19 protein-coding genes are annotated in these 15,685 nt (G+C 61.4%); 7 read left to right on the top strand and 12 right to left on the bottom strand.

The window, feature by feature from the left end; translation table 11 throughout:
* Nucleotides 1-403: 403 nt before the first annotated feature.
* Nucleotides 404-1,546: a 4-phosphoerythronate dehydrogenase PdxB gene (gene pdxB, locus G7020_RS19990; RefSeq protein ID WP_181086753.1), complete on the bottom strand. Its 1,143-nt coding sequence runs from the start codon at nt 1,544-1,546 to the stop codon at nt 404-406.
* A 109-nt stretch (nt 1,547-1,655) separates the two neighbouring features.
* On the opposite strand from pdxB, the gene G7020_RS19985 reads away from it, so the two are divergent.
* Nucleotides 1,656-3,056, top strand: a complete 1,401-nt coding sequence (locus tag G7020_RS19985; protein ID WP_181086752.1) for an MATE family efflux transporter — start codon at nt 1,656-1,658, stop codon at nt 3,054-3,056.
* Here G7020_RS19985 and G7020_RS19980 read toward each other — a convergent pair.
* Entirely contained in the window at nt 3,025-3,780 is a 756-nt protein-coding gene (locus tag G7020_RS19980; protein ID WP_181086751.1) for a sulfite exporter TauE/SafE family protein, read from the bottom strand. The genes G7020_RS19985 and G7020_RS19980 overlap by 32 nt on opposite strands.
* A 109-nt stretch (nt 3,781-3,889) precedes the next feature.
* Between G7020_RS19980 and G7020_RS19975 the strand changes: the two genes are divergently transcribed.
* A complete protein-coding gene (locus G7020_RS19975; RefSeq protein ID WP_181086750.1) occupies nt 3,890-4,846 on the top strand; it encodes a LysR family transcriptional regulator in 957 nt (318 codons plus the stop codon).
* 5 nt (nt 4,847-4,851) lie between these two features.
* On the opposite strand, the gene G7020_RS19970 is transcribed toward G7020_RS19975, so the two are convergent.
* From G7020_RS19970 to aroC, 8 genes are all read right to left on the bottom strand, one after another.
* Nucleotides 4,852-5,193, bottom strand: coding sequence for a ribonuclease E inhibitor RraB (locus G7020_RS19970; protein ID WP_181086749.1), 342 nt, complete (start codon nt 5,191-5,193; stop codon nt 4,852-4,854).
* 225 nt (nt 5,194-5,418) lie between these two features.
* Nucleotides 5,419-6,270, bottom strand: coding sequence for a polyamine aminopropyltransferase (speE, locus tag G7020_RS19965; RefSeq protein WP_181086748.1), 852 nt, complete (start codon nt 6,268-6,270; stop codon nt 5,419-5,421).
* A 117-nt stretch (nt 6,271-6,387) separates the two neighbouring features.
* Complete coding sequence (locus G7020_RS19960; RefSeq protein WP_181086747.1) at nt 6,388-6,576, bottom strand: PLDc N-terminal domain-containing protein; 189 nt, start codon at nt 6,574-6,576, stop codon at nt 6,388-6,390.
* Nucleotides 6,577-6,579: 3 nt separating this feature from the next.
* Nucleotides 6,580-6,789 carry a PLD nuclease N-terminal domain-containing protein gene (locus G7020_RS19955; RefSeq protein WP_181086746.1) on the bottom strand — a complete coding sequence of 70 codons (210 nt, stop codon included), beginning with the start codon at nt 6,787-6,789 and terminating at the stop codon, nt 6,580-6,582.
* Between the two features lie 158 nt (nt 6,790-6,947).
* Nucleotides 6,948-7,256, bottom strand: a complete 309-nt coding sequence (locus G7020_RS19950; RefSeq protein ID WP_181086745.1) for a hexameric tyrosine-coordinated heme protein — start codon at nt 7,254-7,256, stop codon at nt 6,948-6,950.
* 133 nt (nt 7,257-7,389) lie between these two features.
* Nucleotides 7,390-7,935, bottom strand: a complete 546-nt coding sequence (locus tag G7020_RS19945; RefSeq protein WP_181086744.1) for a 1,2-dihydroxy-3-keto-5-methylthiopentene dioxygenase — start codon at nt 7,933-7,935, stop codon at nt 7,390-7,392.
* A gap of 79 nt (nt 7,936-8,014) precedes the next feature.
* Nucleotides 8,015-9,166 (bottom strand): MFS transporter, encoded by a 1,152-nt coding sequence (locus G7020_RS19940; protein WP_181086743.1) that lies wholly within the window; start codon nt 9,164-9,166, stop codon nt 8,015-8,017.
* A gap of 105 nt (nt 9,167-9,271) precedes the next feature.
* Nucleotides 9,272-10,363, bottom strand: a complete 1,092-nt coding sequence (gene aroC, locus G7020_RS19935; RefSeq protein WP_181086742.1) for a chorismate synthase — start codon at nt 10,361-10,363, stop codon at nt 9,272-9,274.
* 254 nt (nt 10,364-10,617) lie between these two features.
* Here aroC and G7020_RS19930 point away from each other — a divergent pair, with 254 nt between their 5' ends.
* Complete coding sequence (locus G7020_RS19930) at nt 10,618-11,403, top strand: hypothetical protein (RefSeq protein ID WP_181086741.1); 786 nt, start codon at nt 10,618-10,620, stop codon at nt 11,401-11,403.
* Between the two features lie 12 nt (nt 11,404-11,415).
* On the opposite strand, the gene prmB is transcribed toward G7020_RS19930, so the two are convergent.
* Entirely contained in the window at nt 11,416-12,336 is a 921-nt protein-coding gene (gene prmB, locus G7020_RS19925) for a 50S ribosomal protein L3 N(5)-glutamine methyltransferase (RefSeq protein WP_181086740.1), read from the bottom strand.
* Between the two features lie 191 nt (nt 12,337-12,527).
* On the opposite strand from prmB, the gene G7020_RS19920 reads away from it, so the two are divergent.
* The 4 genes from G7020_RS19920 (at nt 12,528) to folE (ending at nt 14,869) form a co-directional block, all read left to right on the top strand.
* The gene (locus G7020_RS19920) at nt 12,528-13,121 is read left to right on the top strand and encodes a cysteine hydrolase family protein (RefSeq protein ID WP_181086739.1); all 594 of its coding nucleotides are present in this window, start codon (nt 12,528-12,530) and stop codon (nt 13,119-13,121) included.
* A gap of 84 nt (nt 13,122-13,205) precedes the next feature.
* Complete coding sequence (locus G7020_RS19915) at nt 13,206-13,523, top strand: hypothetical protein (RefSeq protein ID WP_181086738.1); 318 nt, start codon at nt 13,206-13,208, stop codon at nt 13,521-13,523.
* Nucleotides 13,524-13,619: 96 nt separating this feature from the next.
* Nucleotides 13,620-14,177: a Smr/MutS family protein gene (locus G7020_RS19910; RefSeq protein WP_181086737.1), complete on the top strand. Its 558-nt coding sequence runs from the start codon at nt 13,620-13,622 to the stop codon at nt 14,175-14,177.
* Nucleotides 14,178-14,323: 146 nt separating this feature from the next.
* Nucleotides 14,324-14,869, top strand: coding sequence for a GTP cyclohydrolase I FolE (gene folE / locus G7020_RS19905; protein WP_181086736.1), 546 nt, complete (start codon nt 14,324-14,326; stop codon nt 14,867-14,869).
* A 205-nt stretch (nt 14,870-15,074) separates the two neighbouring features.
* Here folE and G7020_RS19900 read toward each other — a convergent pair whose 3' ends face one another.
* Complete coding sequence (locus tag G7020_RS19900; protein ID WP_181086735.1) at nt 15,075-15,677, bottom strand: glutathione S-transferase family protein; 603 nt, start codon at nt 15,675-15,677, stop codon at nt 15,075-15,077.
* Nucleotides 15,678-15,685 lie beyond the last annotated feature (8 nt).

The following is a 15,685-nucleotide window of genomic DNA, read 5'->3' as shown; positions in this document are numbered from 1 at the left end:
ACGTCTCACGACGGTGATAAAGGCTCTATGCCGAACAAGAGGGACGAAGTTCTACCCTGAGGGCAGAATTCACCCTCAGGGTCAGACATTATTTGTAACAATCCAGGCGGGCCGGAAAGCTACTTTCCTGTGTCTGCACCTCATTCTGAACCCATTTTGGGCGCGAACTGATGCAGATTTATTGCCTAGCTTCGCTAAAACGCAGAGCGTCCGAAGCATAGGTTTACCAGGCAGAGCCGGTACATTGACTGCTGTTTTAAGCATTAACCCCCTGATAGCAAAGGGTTTGGAGCCATGGTGCAGTAAACCAAACCAAGCACGACACGTACACACGTGTCGCACAGGACGGGTAATGCTAGCGGAGCAGGCCGCAAATTGCATCCGGCCTGTCATACCCTGCGCGCTAGCCTTTCAGACTACAGCCCAGCGCCCGGACGATCTGCTGAAGCTGTGCCTGGCCGTCGACATCGACTTGCAGCCCATCGATTTCCCGGCGTGGCGGATAGTCCTTGCGCAGCTGATCGAAAGCCATCCGGCGCTGTTCGTCATCGCCACCAAGACTTCGACGGAAGGCCGCATCGTCCCGACGTGGGTCGTAGACCGCTCGGCAGAGGGTCGTCAGCACCTCTTCCGGGGTAGCGCTGCTCGCGAAGGACAGCCCGCGAAGCGGCGCCTGCGGCATCAGTTCGGCCAGCGCTACCGTCGGTTCCAGCCCTTTGCTGGCGCAGAACGCCTGATAGATCTGCGCGGTGCCGCGCAACTTGCCATCCAGGCTGTAGCCGGCGATGTGCGGCGTCGCGATCCAGCACAGCTCGGCCAGCCCGACATCCACCTGTGGCTCGCTTTCCCAGACGTCCAGCACGGCCTGGATATCCTGGCGCAGGGCCAGTTGGCCGCGCAGTGCCGCGTTGTCCACTACCGCGCCTCGGCTGGCGTTGATCAGCCAACTGCCAGGGCGCAGCTGTTCGAGGCGCGCCTGGTCGAGCAGATGCAAGGTGGCATCTTCGCCCTCCAGCGTCAGCGGCACGTGCAGGCTGATGACGTCGCAGGTCTCGATGATTTCGTCGAGACTGGCGAAATCACCGGCCTCCCGCGCCTGACGCGGCGGATCACAAACCCGCACATCCCAGCCCAGGCCACGCAACACCTCCACCAGCCGCCCGCCGACCTCACCGGCGCCGACCACGCCATAACGCCGGCTGGCCAGCTCGACGCCCTCACCTTCGGCCAGCGTCAACAGGCTGCCAAGCACATAATCCACCACGCCACGGGCGTTGCAGCCCGGTGCGCTGGCCCAGGCGATGCCGGCTTGCGCAAAGTAATCCAGGTCCAGATGATCGGTGCCGATGGTGCAGGTGCCGACGAAGCTCACCTGACTGCCTTCCAGCAGTTCGCGATCGACCCGCGTCACCGAGCGCACCAGGAGCACGTCCACCTGCTCCAGCGCGGCCCGGTTGATGCGGCGCCCTGGCATGCGCCGGATCTCGCCACATTCGGCGAAGAAGGATTCAACCAGAGGGATGTTTTCGTCAGCAAGAATACGCATGTGCGGCTCCATCAGTGATAGGCCTATTCTAGACCGCCCGCACCTTCCGGGGGCGCTTCGCCGGGCGTAGACTACGCCGCCTCTTGTATACAACTCGGATTACCCGGAAATGCCTGCTGAGCCAAGACTCAGGCGCGTGCGCAGCGAACTGCGTGCGCTCTTCGCCATCGCCCTGCCCATGATGATCGGGCAACTGGCCAATACCGCCATGGGTTTCGTCGACACCATGATGGCCGGGCGCGTCAGCCCTCGCGATCTGGCTGCCGTCGCCCTGGGCAATTCGGTCTGGGTGCCGATGTTCCTGCTGACCAGTGGCGTGATCCTGGCGACCACGCCGAACGTGGCGAAGCGTTTCGGTGCCGGCGAGCACGGGCAGATCGGGCCAGTGGTGCGCCAGGCGTTGTGGATGGGGCTGGGGATCGGCGGCTTCTCCGCCGTGCTGATGTGGAATGCCGAGCCGCTGCTGCATCTGTTGCAGGTCGAAACGGATCTGATCGAACCCAGCATGGCCTATCTGCGCGCCGTGGCCTGCGGTTTTCCGGCGATGGCGCTGTATCTGGTACTGCGCTGCTACAGCGATGGCCTGGGGCACAGCCGGCCAAGCATGGTGATCGGCCTGCTCGGCCTGCTGCTGAACATTCCGCTGAACTACATCTTCATCTACGGCAAGCTGGGCGTGCCGGCCATGGGCGGCGTCGGTTGCGGCTGGGCCACGGCGCTGGTGATGCTGTTCATGTGCCTGGCCATGCTGTTCTGGGTACGTCGCGCCGGGTATTACCAGCCAAGCCGGCTGTTCGAGCGTTTCGACGCGCCATCCTGGCCGGAGCTCAGCCACCTGCTGGCCGTCGGTATCCCCATCGGCATCGCGGTATTCGCCGAGGCGAGCATCTTCTCGGTGATCGCCCTGCTGATCGGCGCGCTCGGCGCGACCGTGGTCGCCGGCCATCAGATCGCCCTCAACTTCACCTCGCTGATCTTCATGATTCCACTGTCGCTGGGCATGGCGATCACGGTGCGCATCGGCCAGGCGCTGGGCCGCAACGCGCCGCGCGATGCGCGCTTCGTGGCGGGCCTGGGCATCGCTACCGGTCTGCTTTTTGCCTGCTTCTCGGCCACGGCCATGCTGCTGTTCAGCGAACAGATCGCTCGCATCTACACCACCGATCCGGTGGTCATCCAGGTCGCGGCAGGATTGTTCTTCTATGCGGCGCTGTTCCAGTTCTCCGATGTCGTCCAGGTCACGGCAGCCGGCGCCCTGCGCGGCTATCAGGACACCCGCATGACGATGGTCTTCACCCTGGTCGCCTACTGGGGAATCGGCCTGCCGCTGGGTTACACCCTCGGGCTGACCGATACCTTCGGCACCGCCAGCGGGCCAGTTGGACTCTGGCAGGGGCTGATCGCGGGCCTGAGTTGCGCGGCGCTGCTGCTCAGCGTTCGTCTGGTGCGCAGCGCGCGCAAGGAGATACGTCGCGCGCCTAAACCTCAAGCGCCAGCAGCGCTGCACTGAGTAACAAAAAGCCGCTGAACAGCAGGCGCAACAGGCGCTCCGGCAGGGCGTGCGCCAGCTTCACGCCCAGGCTGATGCTGAGCAGTCCGCCGATGGCCAGCGGCACCCCCAGCGCCCAGTCGACCTGCCCGTGGAGTGCGTAGGTCGCCAGCGTCACCCCGGTGCTGGGCGCTGCCAAGGACAATGACAAGCCCTGCGCAACGACTTGCGAAGTGCCGAATATCGAAGTGAGAACCGGCGTGGCCAGCACCGCGCCTCCCACCCCGAACAATCCGCCCAGAGCGCCCGCGCCTGCCCCCAGGGCACCCAGCCAGGGCCAGGGGTGGCGCAGTTCGGTAGCACCGGTCTGCGGCCTGAGAAAGACGCGCAGCAAGGTATAGATAGCCAGGGCCAGCAGGAAGCCGACAAAGGCGATGCGCATTCGCCCCGCATCCAGCGATACCGCCAGTGCCGCACCGGCGATGGCGAAGCAGAAACTGGAGATTCCCAGCGCTGCCGCATGGCGGACATCGATACGATTGCGCTGGTGATAACGCCAGATCGCCAACAGCACGTTGGGCACCACCATGACCAGCGCCGTACCTTGCGCCAGGTGCTGATCCAGGCCGAACAGCACGCCCAGCACCGGAATCGCGATCAGCCCACCACCGATGCCGAACAGCCCCCCCAATGCGCCCAGCATCAGGCCCAGTGCAATATTCAACGCGATGCTGAACAAATCCATCTCTTAGTTTTTCCGTCAAAAAAAACGATGCTATAGCGCCCAGGTTGTTACGGATACGCACAGCCATGCACAATGACTATGCAATTCTTGCAAAGCCAGTGATGCCCGTATGCAATCAGACCCGCTCTCCGATCAGTTCAGGCTGTTTCTCGATATCCTCGACAGTGGCAGCTTCTCTGCTGCTGGCCGCCTGCATGGCCTGACGCCCTCCACCGTCGCCCGGCGCATCGATGCTCTGGAGAACAGCCTGGGCTGCCAACTGGTCAGCCGCAGTACCCACACCATCAAGCCCACCACGGCAGGCCAGGTGTTCGCCGAACGGGCCAGGCGTATCGTGCAGGAACTGCAGCTGGCCCGTGCTGAAGTCACTTCACTGCAAAACGCGCCGCGCGGTCGTATTCGCATAGACGCACCCGCCCCCTTCGGTCGCCGGCACTTGGCACCTGCGTTGGCAGAATTTCTCCAGAGTTATCCCGAGGTGGATATCCAGCTGCGTCTGATCGACAGCTTCGTCGATCTACGTGGTGAACACCTGGGCGAAGTGGATCTGGTGCTGCGCATCGGCCCGATGGCCGATACCCGACTGGTCGCCACGCCTCTGGCCCCGTTGGTGCGCATCGTTTGCGCCAGCCCCGACTATCTGGCGCGGCGCGGGGCACCACTGGATGCCAATCAATTACCAGCGCATGACGGCCTGGACTGGGATGCCCTGGCACCGCCTCATGCATGGCGTTTCGAGCATGACGGCAAGCGGCAACTGCTGCGCCCCGGTCGCATGCGGATGGTCGCCAACAACGCCGAAGCCTTGCTCAGCGGCACGCTGGCGGGCCTGGGTATCGCACATCTGCCGACCTGGCTGATTGCCGACCACCTGTTGCGCGGCGAGCTGTTGCCCCTGTTCTGCGAAAGCGGGCTACCCCAGCCCGAGCCCAGCGGCATCTATGCCCTGCGCCTGACACGGGAAGCCGATTCGCGCAGTCGTCTGCTGCTGGAGTTCCTGAAGAGCCGCTTCGGCCCGGTCCCACCATGGGACCAGGCACTGCAAGGGGGACTGGGTTTCGGATGAAGCTGTCAGACAGTGCAGCCGGATAGCTCCTGAGTCACGCCCCAGCCATCGACCACACCGCCCAGCGGTTCGACAAGATTCTCCAGATCCTGCTCGAAATCACCGATGCCATCGAAAGTGGCGTACATGACTTTGCTCACCTGAAGATTCCAGGCGCCATCGTCACGGGGAAAAACCTGTGTATTGACGCATTCGCCACGAAAATTGCTGGCGGCTGCGCATGCCTGTTCACGGTCGGAAAACACGGCATAAAACTCGATGGGATGAACGCGGGCGAAATCGAAACCGCCTTCCTTCATCCTCAAGAGCACGTTGCTGCTGACATCCTCATGGAAGGTGGCACTCATCTTTCAACCTCCTTTATGGATGGAATGGCTTTCGCAGAGAAAGCCTTCTTGTCGAGCCTCGTTGCGGGTGTTGAAGGGATGAATCGAGTGTGTGGATGATTTGCTCGGTCAGGCCCGGAACGTTATGGAGCCCAACCGACAGGTTCGAACATAGGGTATCTGGATCAGTGTCGCAATGAACTTGCCGCTTGGTGCATGCCGCAAGCCCCCTGCCAGGCTGCTGAGTCAGTCGTTACTGGCTTTGCCGATGGCCTGCAAAACGTACTGGGGCAGCGCAAAGGCCGCGAGATGGACATGCGGATTGTAGTAGCGCGTCACAACCCCGCTGCCGGCAAAACGCTGGGAAAGGGTTTCCAGCGGCAACCGACGACTGGCTGAATCGCAAGCACCCCAGGCGAAGGTCATCGCTCCACCGCTGCAAGTGGGCGCCGCCGCCTCGTAGAAATGCCAGTCTGCAAACAGGCCATTCATCCGTCTGGCCGCTGCCTGCACCTGCGTGAGCTGCATGAACGGGGTACCGGTGCGGGCGACCAGAATGCCGCCATCGTTCAGGCAGCGCCGGCAGGCCTGATAGAAGCCCTCCAAGGCCTCATCTGCAGCGCCGTTATCGGCGCTGCAGATGATCACATCGAACTTCTCTTCACAGGTATTGAGAACGTGCAGCCCGTCATCGATCAGCAGATTCAGGCGAGAATCGGTGAAAGCGCCTCTGGAATGCTCCGGCAGGAAGGTCTTGCACGCTTCCACCAGGGCGGCATCAGCCGCAACCATGGTGATGCTTTCGACCTCACGGTGCCTGGCGACCTCGCGCACGATGCCACCATCTGCGCCGCCGATGATCAGCACCCGCCGCGCCAGGCCATGGGCCAGGATCGGTACGTGAACAAGCATTTCGTGAGGAATGAACTCATCGGCCTCAGTGGTCTGAATCACCCCATCCAGCGCCATGATACGGCCCATGCGCGCATTCTCGAAGATGGCAAGTTGCTGATGCTCGGTGCGGGCGTCATGCAGCATCCGGTCGATGCTGAAGCGTTGGCCGTATCCCTCATAGAGAGCTTCCTGATAGTCACTCATGGGTGTCTCCCGTGATGGATAGCGTTGCAGAAGGCGCAGCGGCAAGCTGCCTTCGCCTTCAGGAAAGCACCGTATTCTACTTTGGTCCAATGCAGGCTAAACCACGGGGCGCTTTCGCTACAACCTGACCTTGGCGAAACGCCCGACTGCGATGACCCACATGATCAACCCGACCACTGGCAGAAGCGCGATCACCAGGCTCCAGATGATCTTGCGGCCATACTCGATACGGCTGAACCAGACGTGAAGAATCGCCAGAAAGTCCGCAATCAGCACCAGAACGGCCAACAATGGAGTCAGCTCCATCTATCAGCGCCTCAGGCTCATGTCGTCTGGCCGGTTACCGCGCGGGCCCATGAGAGCCCAGAGAATCAGGCCCAGCACCGGCAGGAAGAAGATGAGCAGAACCCAAAGCACTTTCTTCCCGCTGGCGGCATCACTTCGCACCACACTGACAATGGCCCAGATATCCAGCAGCAGAATGATAAGGCCGAAAATACCGCCGAAGGCATCGGTCATGGGTGGCTCCTCATTACGATGGGTTCGCAGTTTGGATGCCTGGCAAGCCCGAGGGTTCAGGCATGCAGACCGAAGCGGCCTGTATCTGCCCGCCGCAAAGAGCGGCACCCTGTCCTTTGGCCATGCCTGTGGACAGCGTTCAACTGGTGGAAACCGGATTATTTCCAGTAATTGTTTGCTGCTGCGACGGTCTGGAAGTGAATGGCGACCACTTCAGAAGCCTGCATCAACGCCTCGCCCTTCTGAGCGTACTTCTCACGTTCCCGGAACAGCACTTCCTTGTCTGGTTGGGTACTTTTGACGCCCATTCTGGACAACTTGACGGCCAGCTCGAAGCCCTCTTGCGGCGTTTCGGTGATCAGGCTGGGCAACCAGCTCTGAGGCGCCTTGTCCTGCGCCTGAAGTGAAAAGGGCAAGCCCAGAACAAGCACAGCGAACCCAATTGCGGCAGTACGTTTGATGGACATCGTTTTCTCCAATTTCCCTGACAGACGAAAGAGGCTTCGTGGTCGCGGTTTGCTCCAGCACCTGCTGGAGCCGTCGCATTAAGGGCCCAAAACGTCGGGTAGCTCAATGCCTCTTTGGAGTGACGACTTTGGATCAATCTTCCAGTCGCGGAAAACGACTCGCGATATCGTCGCCGGTGAACTGCGGAGCACGACCTGCCGGATTAACGAACAGGCAAATGGCAACCAGATACGGGTTTTCACCCCTGTCGAACCAGTGACGAACGCCCGCTGGTATCAGGATCAAGTCGCCTTTCTCACACAGCACGGCATAGACCCGATCTTCGATATGCAAATTGAACAGCCCCCTTCCGGCAATGAAAAGACGCACCTCGTCCCCGGACTGAACGTACTCTTCCAGTTCCTGTGCGCGCGAATCGCCCAGCCCGTAACGCTCCTGGGTCAACCTGAGCACTTCCACACCGGCATGGCCGTACGCGTTCTTCAAAAGGTTGATCTGCGGCTGATAAGCGGCGACCAGTTCTTCATCACTGGCATCCGGGCCGATGGCTGTGCTGGCTTGCCAGCGTTCCAGGTGTACACCCACCTCGGCCAGCGTGGCGGCAACGTCCTCGTGATGCGTGAGCACCTTGAAGGGCTGTTCGGGCGTGCTGTGGTGATAGACACTGAGGATGCTCATGGTCGCTGTCTCCGGGCCGGGCGATGACTGACCCGGTATCTGATCGATGATTCGTTGGCAGGGCGGCAGCCGTTGGCGGTCATGCCCGACTGCCCTGCACAGGGGTGGCCATGATAACGGCTGCGGCCAGGGCCGCCAGACTGGCGATGGCAAAGACCCAGACCGGCCCCAGACTGGTCCAGCTGTAACCTGAATACAACGCCCCCAGCGCGCCACCGATACCGGCCAGCGTCGCATACAGGGCCTGGCCCTGCCCCTGCTGGCGATGACCGAAACTGCGCTGGACGAAATGCACCGCGGCGGCATGGAAACTGCCGAAGGTGGCCGCATGCATCAGTTGCGCCAGCAGCAGCACGACGAGGTGATCGGCCAGCGTTCCCAGCAGCAGCCAGCGCAGCGCCGCCAGCAGGAAGCTCGCCACCAGCACCTGGCGCAGGGAAAAGCGCTTGAGCAGCGCCGCCATCACCAGGAACACCAGAATCTCGGCGATCACGCCCAAGGCCCAGAGCAGGCCGATGGTGCCTCGATCATAGCCGAGCGCTTCCAGGTGGATGCTGAAAAAGGTGTAGTAAGGCCCGTGGCTGACCTGCATCAGACCGACACAGGCATAGAACGCCAGCACGCCGGGGCGGCGCAGCTGACGCAGGAAACCGCCCTGCCCGGCGGCTTCCGGTCGCTGTTCGGGCTGCGCATTGGGCACCCAGACGCTGCTGAGGACGATGCCTGCCATGATCACCATGATCGCCACCGGATAGACATCCAGGCTGAGTCGCTCGAACAGCATGCCCAGCCCCACCACCGTAACGATGAAACCGATGCTGCCCCACAGGCGAATCTGGCTGTAGCGCGCCGCCTGTTCGCGCAGATGCGCCAGGGTGATCACCTCGAACTGCGGCAGCACCGCATGCCAGAAGAAGGCATGCAGGGCCATCACCAGTACCAGCCAGGCGTAGCTCTTGTCGAAGAAGATCAGCCCGAACGACAGCAGCGTGCACAGCGCCCCGAGGCGCACGATAGCCAGCCGCTGCCCCGTCGCATCCCCCAGCCAGCCCCACAGGTTCGGCGCCAGGCAGCGCATCAGCATGGGAATCGCCACCATCTCGCCGATGCGCTCGGCGGAAAAGCCGAGGTGGGCGAAATACAAACCGAAAAACGGCGCCGCCGCGCCAAGCAGCGCGAAATAGAAAAAGTAGAAGCCCGAGAGACGCCAGTAGGGTAGCTGTAAGGACATGCGATCTGCCATTTCGCTGAAAGCTGGAGGCTGAACGCTGGACGAAAAAGCGGCTTGTACTGTCCAGCCCTCCAGCGTCCAGCCTTACGCCACAGGCGTCGACCGTCAGGCCTGCCCCAATACCGGCGTCGTTACCTGCACATCGGCATTCTGCCCACGGTGGCGCAGTAGATGATCCAGCAGCACGATGGCCATCATCGCCTCGGCGATGGGCGTGGCGCGGATGCCGACGCAGGGGTCGTGACGGCCCTTGGTGATGACCTCCACCGGATTACCCTGGGTGTCGATGGAACGGCCCGGCGTGGTGATGCTCGACGTGGGCTTGAGCGCCAGGTGGGCAATGATCGGCTGGCCGGACGAAATCCCGCCGAGAATGCCACCGGCCTGGTTGGATAGAAAGCCTTCCGGCGTCAGTTCGTCACGATGTTCGGTGCCGCGCTGGGCGATGCTGGCGAAACCGGCGCCGATCTCCACGCCCTTGACCGCATTGATGCTCATCAGCGCATGGGCCAGCTCGGCATCCAGGCGATCGAAGATCGGCTCACCCAACCCCGGCGGTACGCCCTCGGCCACTACGGTGATCTTCGCGCCGACCGAATCCTGGTCACGGCGCAGCTGATCCATGTAGGTCTCCAGCTCGGGCACCTTGTCCGGATCAGGGCTGAAGAAGGCGTTCTGCTCCACCGAATCCCATGTCTTGAAAGGAATCTCGATTGGTCCCAGCTGGCTCATGTAGCCACGCACCTGGATACCCAGGCTCGCCAGGTATTTCTTGGCGATGGCACCGGCGGCGACGCGCATGGCCGTCTCGCGCGCGGAGCTGCGACCGCCACCACGGTAGTCGCGAACGCCATATTTGTGGTGGTAGCTGTAATCGGCATGGGCCGGGCGGAACTGATCCTTGATCGCCGAATAGTCCTTGGACTTCTGGTCGGTATTGCGGATCAACAGGCCAATCGGGCAACCCGTGGTACGCCCCTCGAAAACCCCCGACAGGATTTCGACTTCATCGGCTTCCCGGCGCTGGGTGGTGTGACGACTGGTGCCGGGCTTGCGCCGGTCGAGGTCACGCTGCAGGTCTTGCACAGACAGCTCCAGCCCCGGCGGGCAGCCATCGACGATGGCGACCAGCGCCGGCCCATGGCTCTCGCCAGCGGTGGTGACGGTGAACAGCTTGCCGTATGTGTTGCCGGACATGCAGGGAGCTCCGCGATCGACCTGAACAAAGGGCGCAAAGTATACCCGAGCCGCTGCGTATTTCGTCGTATCCGATGCCGACGCCACTTTCCGCAAGCGTTTATGGCACATCGCTACCCTTCAGTTGACAGGTCGACAGCCGACACGCACTTTAACAAGCCGTTGAAAAATGAAGTCTTGCCAACGCAGGTAGTTTTTCTACGGCCTTTAACCCGTCAGTAACGACTGATACCCACAAGGCCACGGACGCCATAATGACCGACAGCACAGCACCGACCGATAGCGACGCCCAGGCGCCTGATTCGCCGCAATCTCATCCCTGGGAAGAACTCGCACCGGATCGCTTTCGCCTGCTGCGCCTGGCGCCGTTGCCGACCGACAGTGACAGCGGTGCACGCCCGCTACGCTTCGTCGAACTGGGGCAGATCGAACGGCATTCACGGCAACTGAGCCTGCTGAAGCTCAGCATCAGGCTTCCAGGCCAGGTCCTGTCTAAAAAGTACAATGTGCTGGAAATCTGGGTGGATCATGAAGCCAAGGAGCTGCGCTTCGGCCCGGACTCGGGTCTGCATCTTGAGCCGAGCAATCGTGGCCTCGGACGCTTTCTGCTGGCCCAGGGCGCGCTCTGGGCGCAGAAACGCTGGGCGCACTACCTGGTCAAAGAGGGCGTCCTGCCTGCGGGGGATGTAGCCAACGACGATATGCGTCTGCGGCGGGATCATTGCCTACAGAGCCAGGGCCTCGACGTGACCTACCCCGATTCACAGCAGCTCAAGGCGCTCTACAGCGTGCCGCGCGTCAGCACGCTGCGCCCCGACTGGAACGCCGAGAAAGTACAGATCATCGAGCTGACCGATGCCGCGGCCATGCTCGAACAGGCCGACCGCAACCTGCTCGAACAGGAAAACACCATTCGCGACATTCAGGAACGGCTCAACCGGTTTCGTCGCGAAGACGGCACGCTACGCTTCACCATCGCCTGCCTGATCGCCTTTTCACTGTTTCAGGCGGGCCTGCTGATCTGGATCGCGACCCGCTGAAAGCACTGCCGCTCAGGGCCTGCTGCGTTCGCGAAATAGCGCCTGATGCTCACGACACTGGCTTGCCGCCAGTAGAAACACCCCATGCCCGCCCTCGGCGAATTCCAGCCAGGTGAAGTCCACCTCCGGGTAAAGCGCCTTGACGTGCACCTGGCTGTTGCCAACCTCGACGATCAGGCTGCCGCTATCGGTCAGGTGATCCGCCGCCTCGGCCAGCATCCGCCGCACCAGATCCAGACCATCGCTACCGCAGGCCAGCCCCAGCGCAGGCTCATGATGATATTCATCGGGCATATCGGCGAAGTCCTCCGCATCCACATAGGGCGGGTTGGACACGATCAGATCGAAGCGTTGCCCAGGCAAGCCCTCGAAACCATCGCCCTGCACCGTATAGACACGCTCGTCCAGACCATGATGCTCGATGTTGCGGTTGGCCACTTCGAGCGCTTCGAAGGAAATATCCGCCAGCACCACTTCGGCATCGAGGAACTCATAGGCGCAGGCAATGCCGATGCAACCCGAGCCGGTGCACATATCCAGAATGCGCGCCGGTTTCTGCGCCAGCCAGGGCTCGAAGCGCCGCTCGATCAGCTCGCCGATGGGTGAACGGGGAATCAGCACACGCTCATCGACGATGAACGGCAGGCCACAGAACCAGGTTTGCCCAAGCAGGTAGGCGGTGGGCACGCGCTCCTCGATACGCCGTCGCAGCAGGTTCTGGAGGTGCTCGCGCTCATCATCCTCCAGGCGGCAATCGAGGTAACTGTCGGCAATTTCCCAAGGCAAATGCAGCGCACCCAGTACCAACTGACGCGCCTCATCCCAGGCATTGTCAGTGCCATGACCGTGGAACAGCTGTTCGGCATGAAAATGGCTGACGGCCCAGCGTATGTAATCGCGCAGCGTACGCAATCGGGAAGGCGAAGCGGTCACGTCGGCATCTCCGGTCAAAAGTGCGAAAGTTTAGCCGATAGTGTGCAAGGTTTCTCAGCCTTCTGCTCGCCATCGGCGCTGGCCTATCGCCAGGATAAGATCCATTCAGCGAGCGAATCATGGGTTTCGACGGTTCACATATCCGTCATCTGAGGCCACAATCAGGCCCCTCACACAACAAGGAGTCAGTCATGTCCAAGCCACAGACCTTGCTACAGCTCAGTGGCCGCAGTTATGCACCGGCGACTCTGGCCAACGCGACGCTCGTGGTTATCGACGCGCAAGAGGAATATCGCACTGGAGCGATGGCCTTGCCGAACCTGGCGCCGGCGCTCGAGGAAATTACCCGCTTGCTGGCGCTTGCCCGTAAAAACGGCACGCCCATCGTGCATGTCCACCACCTGGGCATCACTGGCGGCCTGTTCGATCCTCAAGGCCTGCGCGGCCAGATCATGCCGGAAGCAGCCCCTCTGGCCGGCGAAGGCGTGATAGGCAAAACGCTCCCCAATGCCTTTGCCGGCACGCAGTTGCATGAACTGCTGCAGCAGCATGGCCGCCTCGATCTTGTCGTTTGCGGTTTCATGACTCACTCCAGCGTCAGCACCACCGTCCGCGCCGCCAAGGACTACGGCTACCGCTGCACCCTGGTCGACAAGGCCTGCGCCACCCGCGACCTGCCAATGGGCGATGGCTCGATCGATGCCGAACAGGTGCACCGCATGGAAATGACCATCCTTGCCGACAATTTCGCTGTCTGCGTGGCCGATGCCGGAGCGTTGGCCTGAATCGAATCGGAAAACGTACCTGACGGGCAAGTGAACCTGGCCGGGCTTCCTCGGTCACAGCCCTGCCCCTGAGAGGTAACCGAAATGAAACTGACCGATAGCTTCGATGCGCGCCGCCTCCGGCCACGCGAACCACGGCGATGGCGCTCACGCATCGGCATGCTTCTCGGTCTGCTGCTGATCATTCTCGGCATGCTTCTGGCACTTGCGGGTGCCGCATCCCTGCTTGGCAACAACGATACCCTTGGCAGTCTGACGCTTGATCCTGAAACGGCGATCGCCTCGCTGCTACCGGGGCTGGTTATGCTCTGGATTGGATTGCTTGTCAGGCGTCGGGTACGCCGCCGCCTCTACGGCCCGGGCAGCATCAGCCTGTCGCCTCGCCTCGGCAGGAAACGCTGAGCGCCCACCTTCTGCATCTGCAAAGACCAACGACCGAATCTCAAGTGCCATACGGCCAACCCCTGGGATAAAATTGCCGGCAAATGCGGAGGCAGCATGCAAGAAGACGATTTTTCCCTTTTCAAAGCAGCAGTTCGCGGCGTCAAACCCATCGAACACGATCGGGCCGACACCGGCAAACCACGCAGCAACAAGGCCCAGATCGCCACCCGTCGAGCGAATGCCAGCATCAGCAACGATGAAACCCGCATCGATGGTCTGTCCGATCAATTTGTCATCGACGTGGCCGCTGAAGACGAGCTCTACTGGGCGCGCGACGGCGTGCAGGAAAGCCAGATACGCAAACTCAAGGCCGGTCAGATCCCCTTCGAGGGCAGCCTCGACCTGCATGGGCTGAGCGTGGAAAAGGCGCGTGAGCTGCTCTGGGATTTTCTCGCCGAAGCCAGCAAGTTCGAAATCCGTTGCGTGCGCGTCACGCACGGCAAGGCCGCACGCATCGATGGCAGGCGGCCTCTCATCAAAAGCCATGTGAATACCTGGCTTCGTCAGCATCCCCAGGTGCTCGGCTTCACCTCATGCCTGCCCCGCCACGGCGGTACTGGCGCGATCTACCTGTTGCTCAAGCGAACCATGCTCGACGGACGAGACGAGTAAAGATTCTCAAGCTTCAAGTGAATGAGCCTCATGTCTCCTCTTGCGGCATATGGCTTGCGGCCCGCCGTTGGTTTTTCCCCTTGCCAGCGCGGCGGGTGCGTCCTACCCTTCGCGCTTGCGCTCACATGAAGCCCACAGGTAGCTCAATGTCACTGGAACAACATTACACCGCGATCCTTGGCCAGCTCGGCGAGGACGTTACCCGCGAAGGTCTGCTCGATACACCCAAGCGCGCCGCCAAAGCCATGCAGTATCTGTGCAAGGGCTACCAGCAGACGCTGGAGGAAGTCACCAACGGCGCGCTGTTCAGCTCCGACAACAGCGAAATGGTGCTGGTGAAGAACATCGAGTTGTACTCGCTGTGCGAACATCACATGCTGCCGTTCATTGGCAAGGCACATGTCGCCTATCTGCCCAACGGCAAGGTGCTGGGCCTGTCCAAGGTTGCGCGGATCGTCGACATGTATGCCCGACGCCTGCAGATTCAGGAAAACCTCACCCGCGAAATCGCCGAAGCAATTCAGCAAGTAACCGGCGCCTGGGGCGTTGCCGTGGTGATCGAAGCACAGCACATGTGCATGATGATGCGCGGCGTGGAAAAGCAGAACTCCTCGATGGTCACCTCGGTGATGCTCGGCCAGTTCCGCGAAAACCCCGCCACCCGCAGCGAGTTTCTCGGCCTGGTCAGATAATGGAGGCTGGAGGCTGGAGGCTGGAGGCTGGAGGCTGGAGGCTGGAGGCTGGAGGCTGGAGGCTGGAGGCTGGAGGCTGGACAGCGTGCGGCCTAATGCCAAAACTCCGTCAAGCTTTTCCGTCCAGCCTTCCAGCTTCCAGCGCTCTTAATCGGCTTTTCTCGTCCAGCCTTCCAGCCTCCAGCGCTTTTATCGTCTTTTACCTTTAATCGAACATGCCCACATGTCGCGGATGGCTCGCAACTCGCTGCAACCAGGTGCGGATTGCCGGATAGCCTTCCAGCTCGAAACCACCCTCCTCGGCGACGTGGGTATAGGCATACAACGCCACATCTGCAATCGAATAGTGCTCACCCACCAGGTACGGGGTGCGCAGCAATTGCTGCTCCATCACGTTCAGCGCGTGATAGCCATCGTAGCGCTTGGCCTCATATTCTTCACGACGCTCTTCCGGCATACCGAGATGCACTTTGATGTACCTGGCAACCGCCAGAAACGGCTCGTGACTGTACTGCTCGAAAAACTGCCACTGCAGCACCTGGGTACGCAGTCGCGCCTCGCCCGGTAGAAATTCGCTGCCCTCAGCGAGAAAGTTGAGGATGGCGTTCGACTCCCAGAGGCAGGAGCCATCCTCCAATTGCAAAACCGGTATCTTGCCGTTGGGGTTAAGCTTGAGAAACGCCTCTTCGCGCGTTTCACCGCGCAGGATATTCACCGGCACCCACTCATAAGGTTGCTCAAGCAAGTGCAGCATGAGCTTGACCTTGTAGCAGTTGCCGGAACGATAGTCGCCGTAAACCTTGTACATTTCATTCG

This window comes from Stutzerimonas stutzeri, assembly GCF_013522825.1.
In the GTDB taxonomy this organism is placed as follows: domain Bacteria; phylum Pseudomonadota; class Gammaproteobacteria; order Pseudomonadales; family Pseudomonadaceae; genus Stutzerimonas; species Stutzerimonas stutzeri_AK.
The sequence above is the reverse complement of the archived record's forward strand: the minus strand, read 5'-3'. Positions and strand labels throughout refer to the sequence as shown.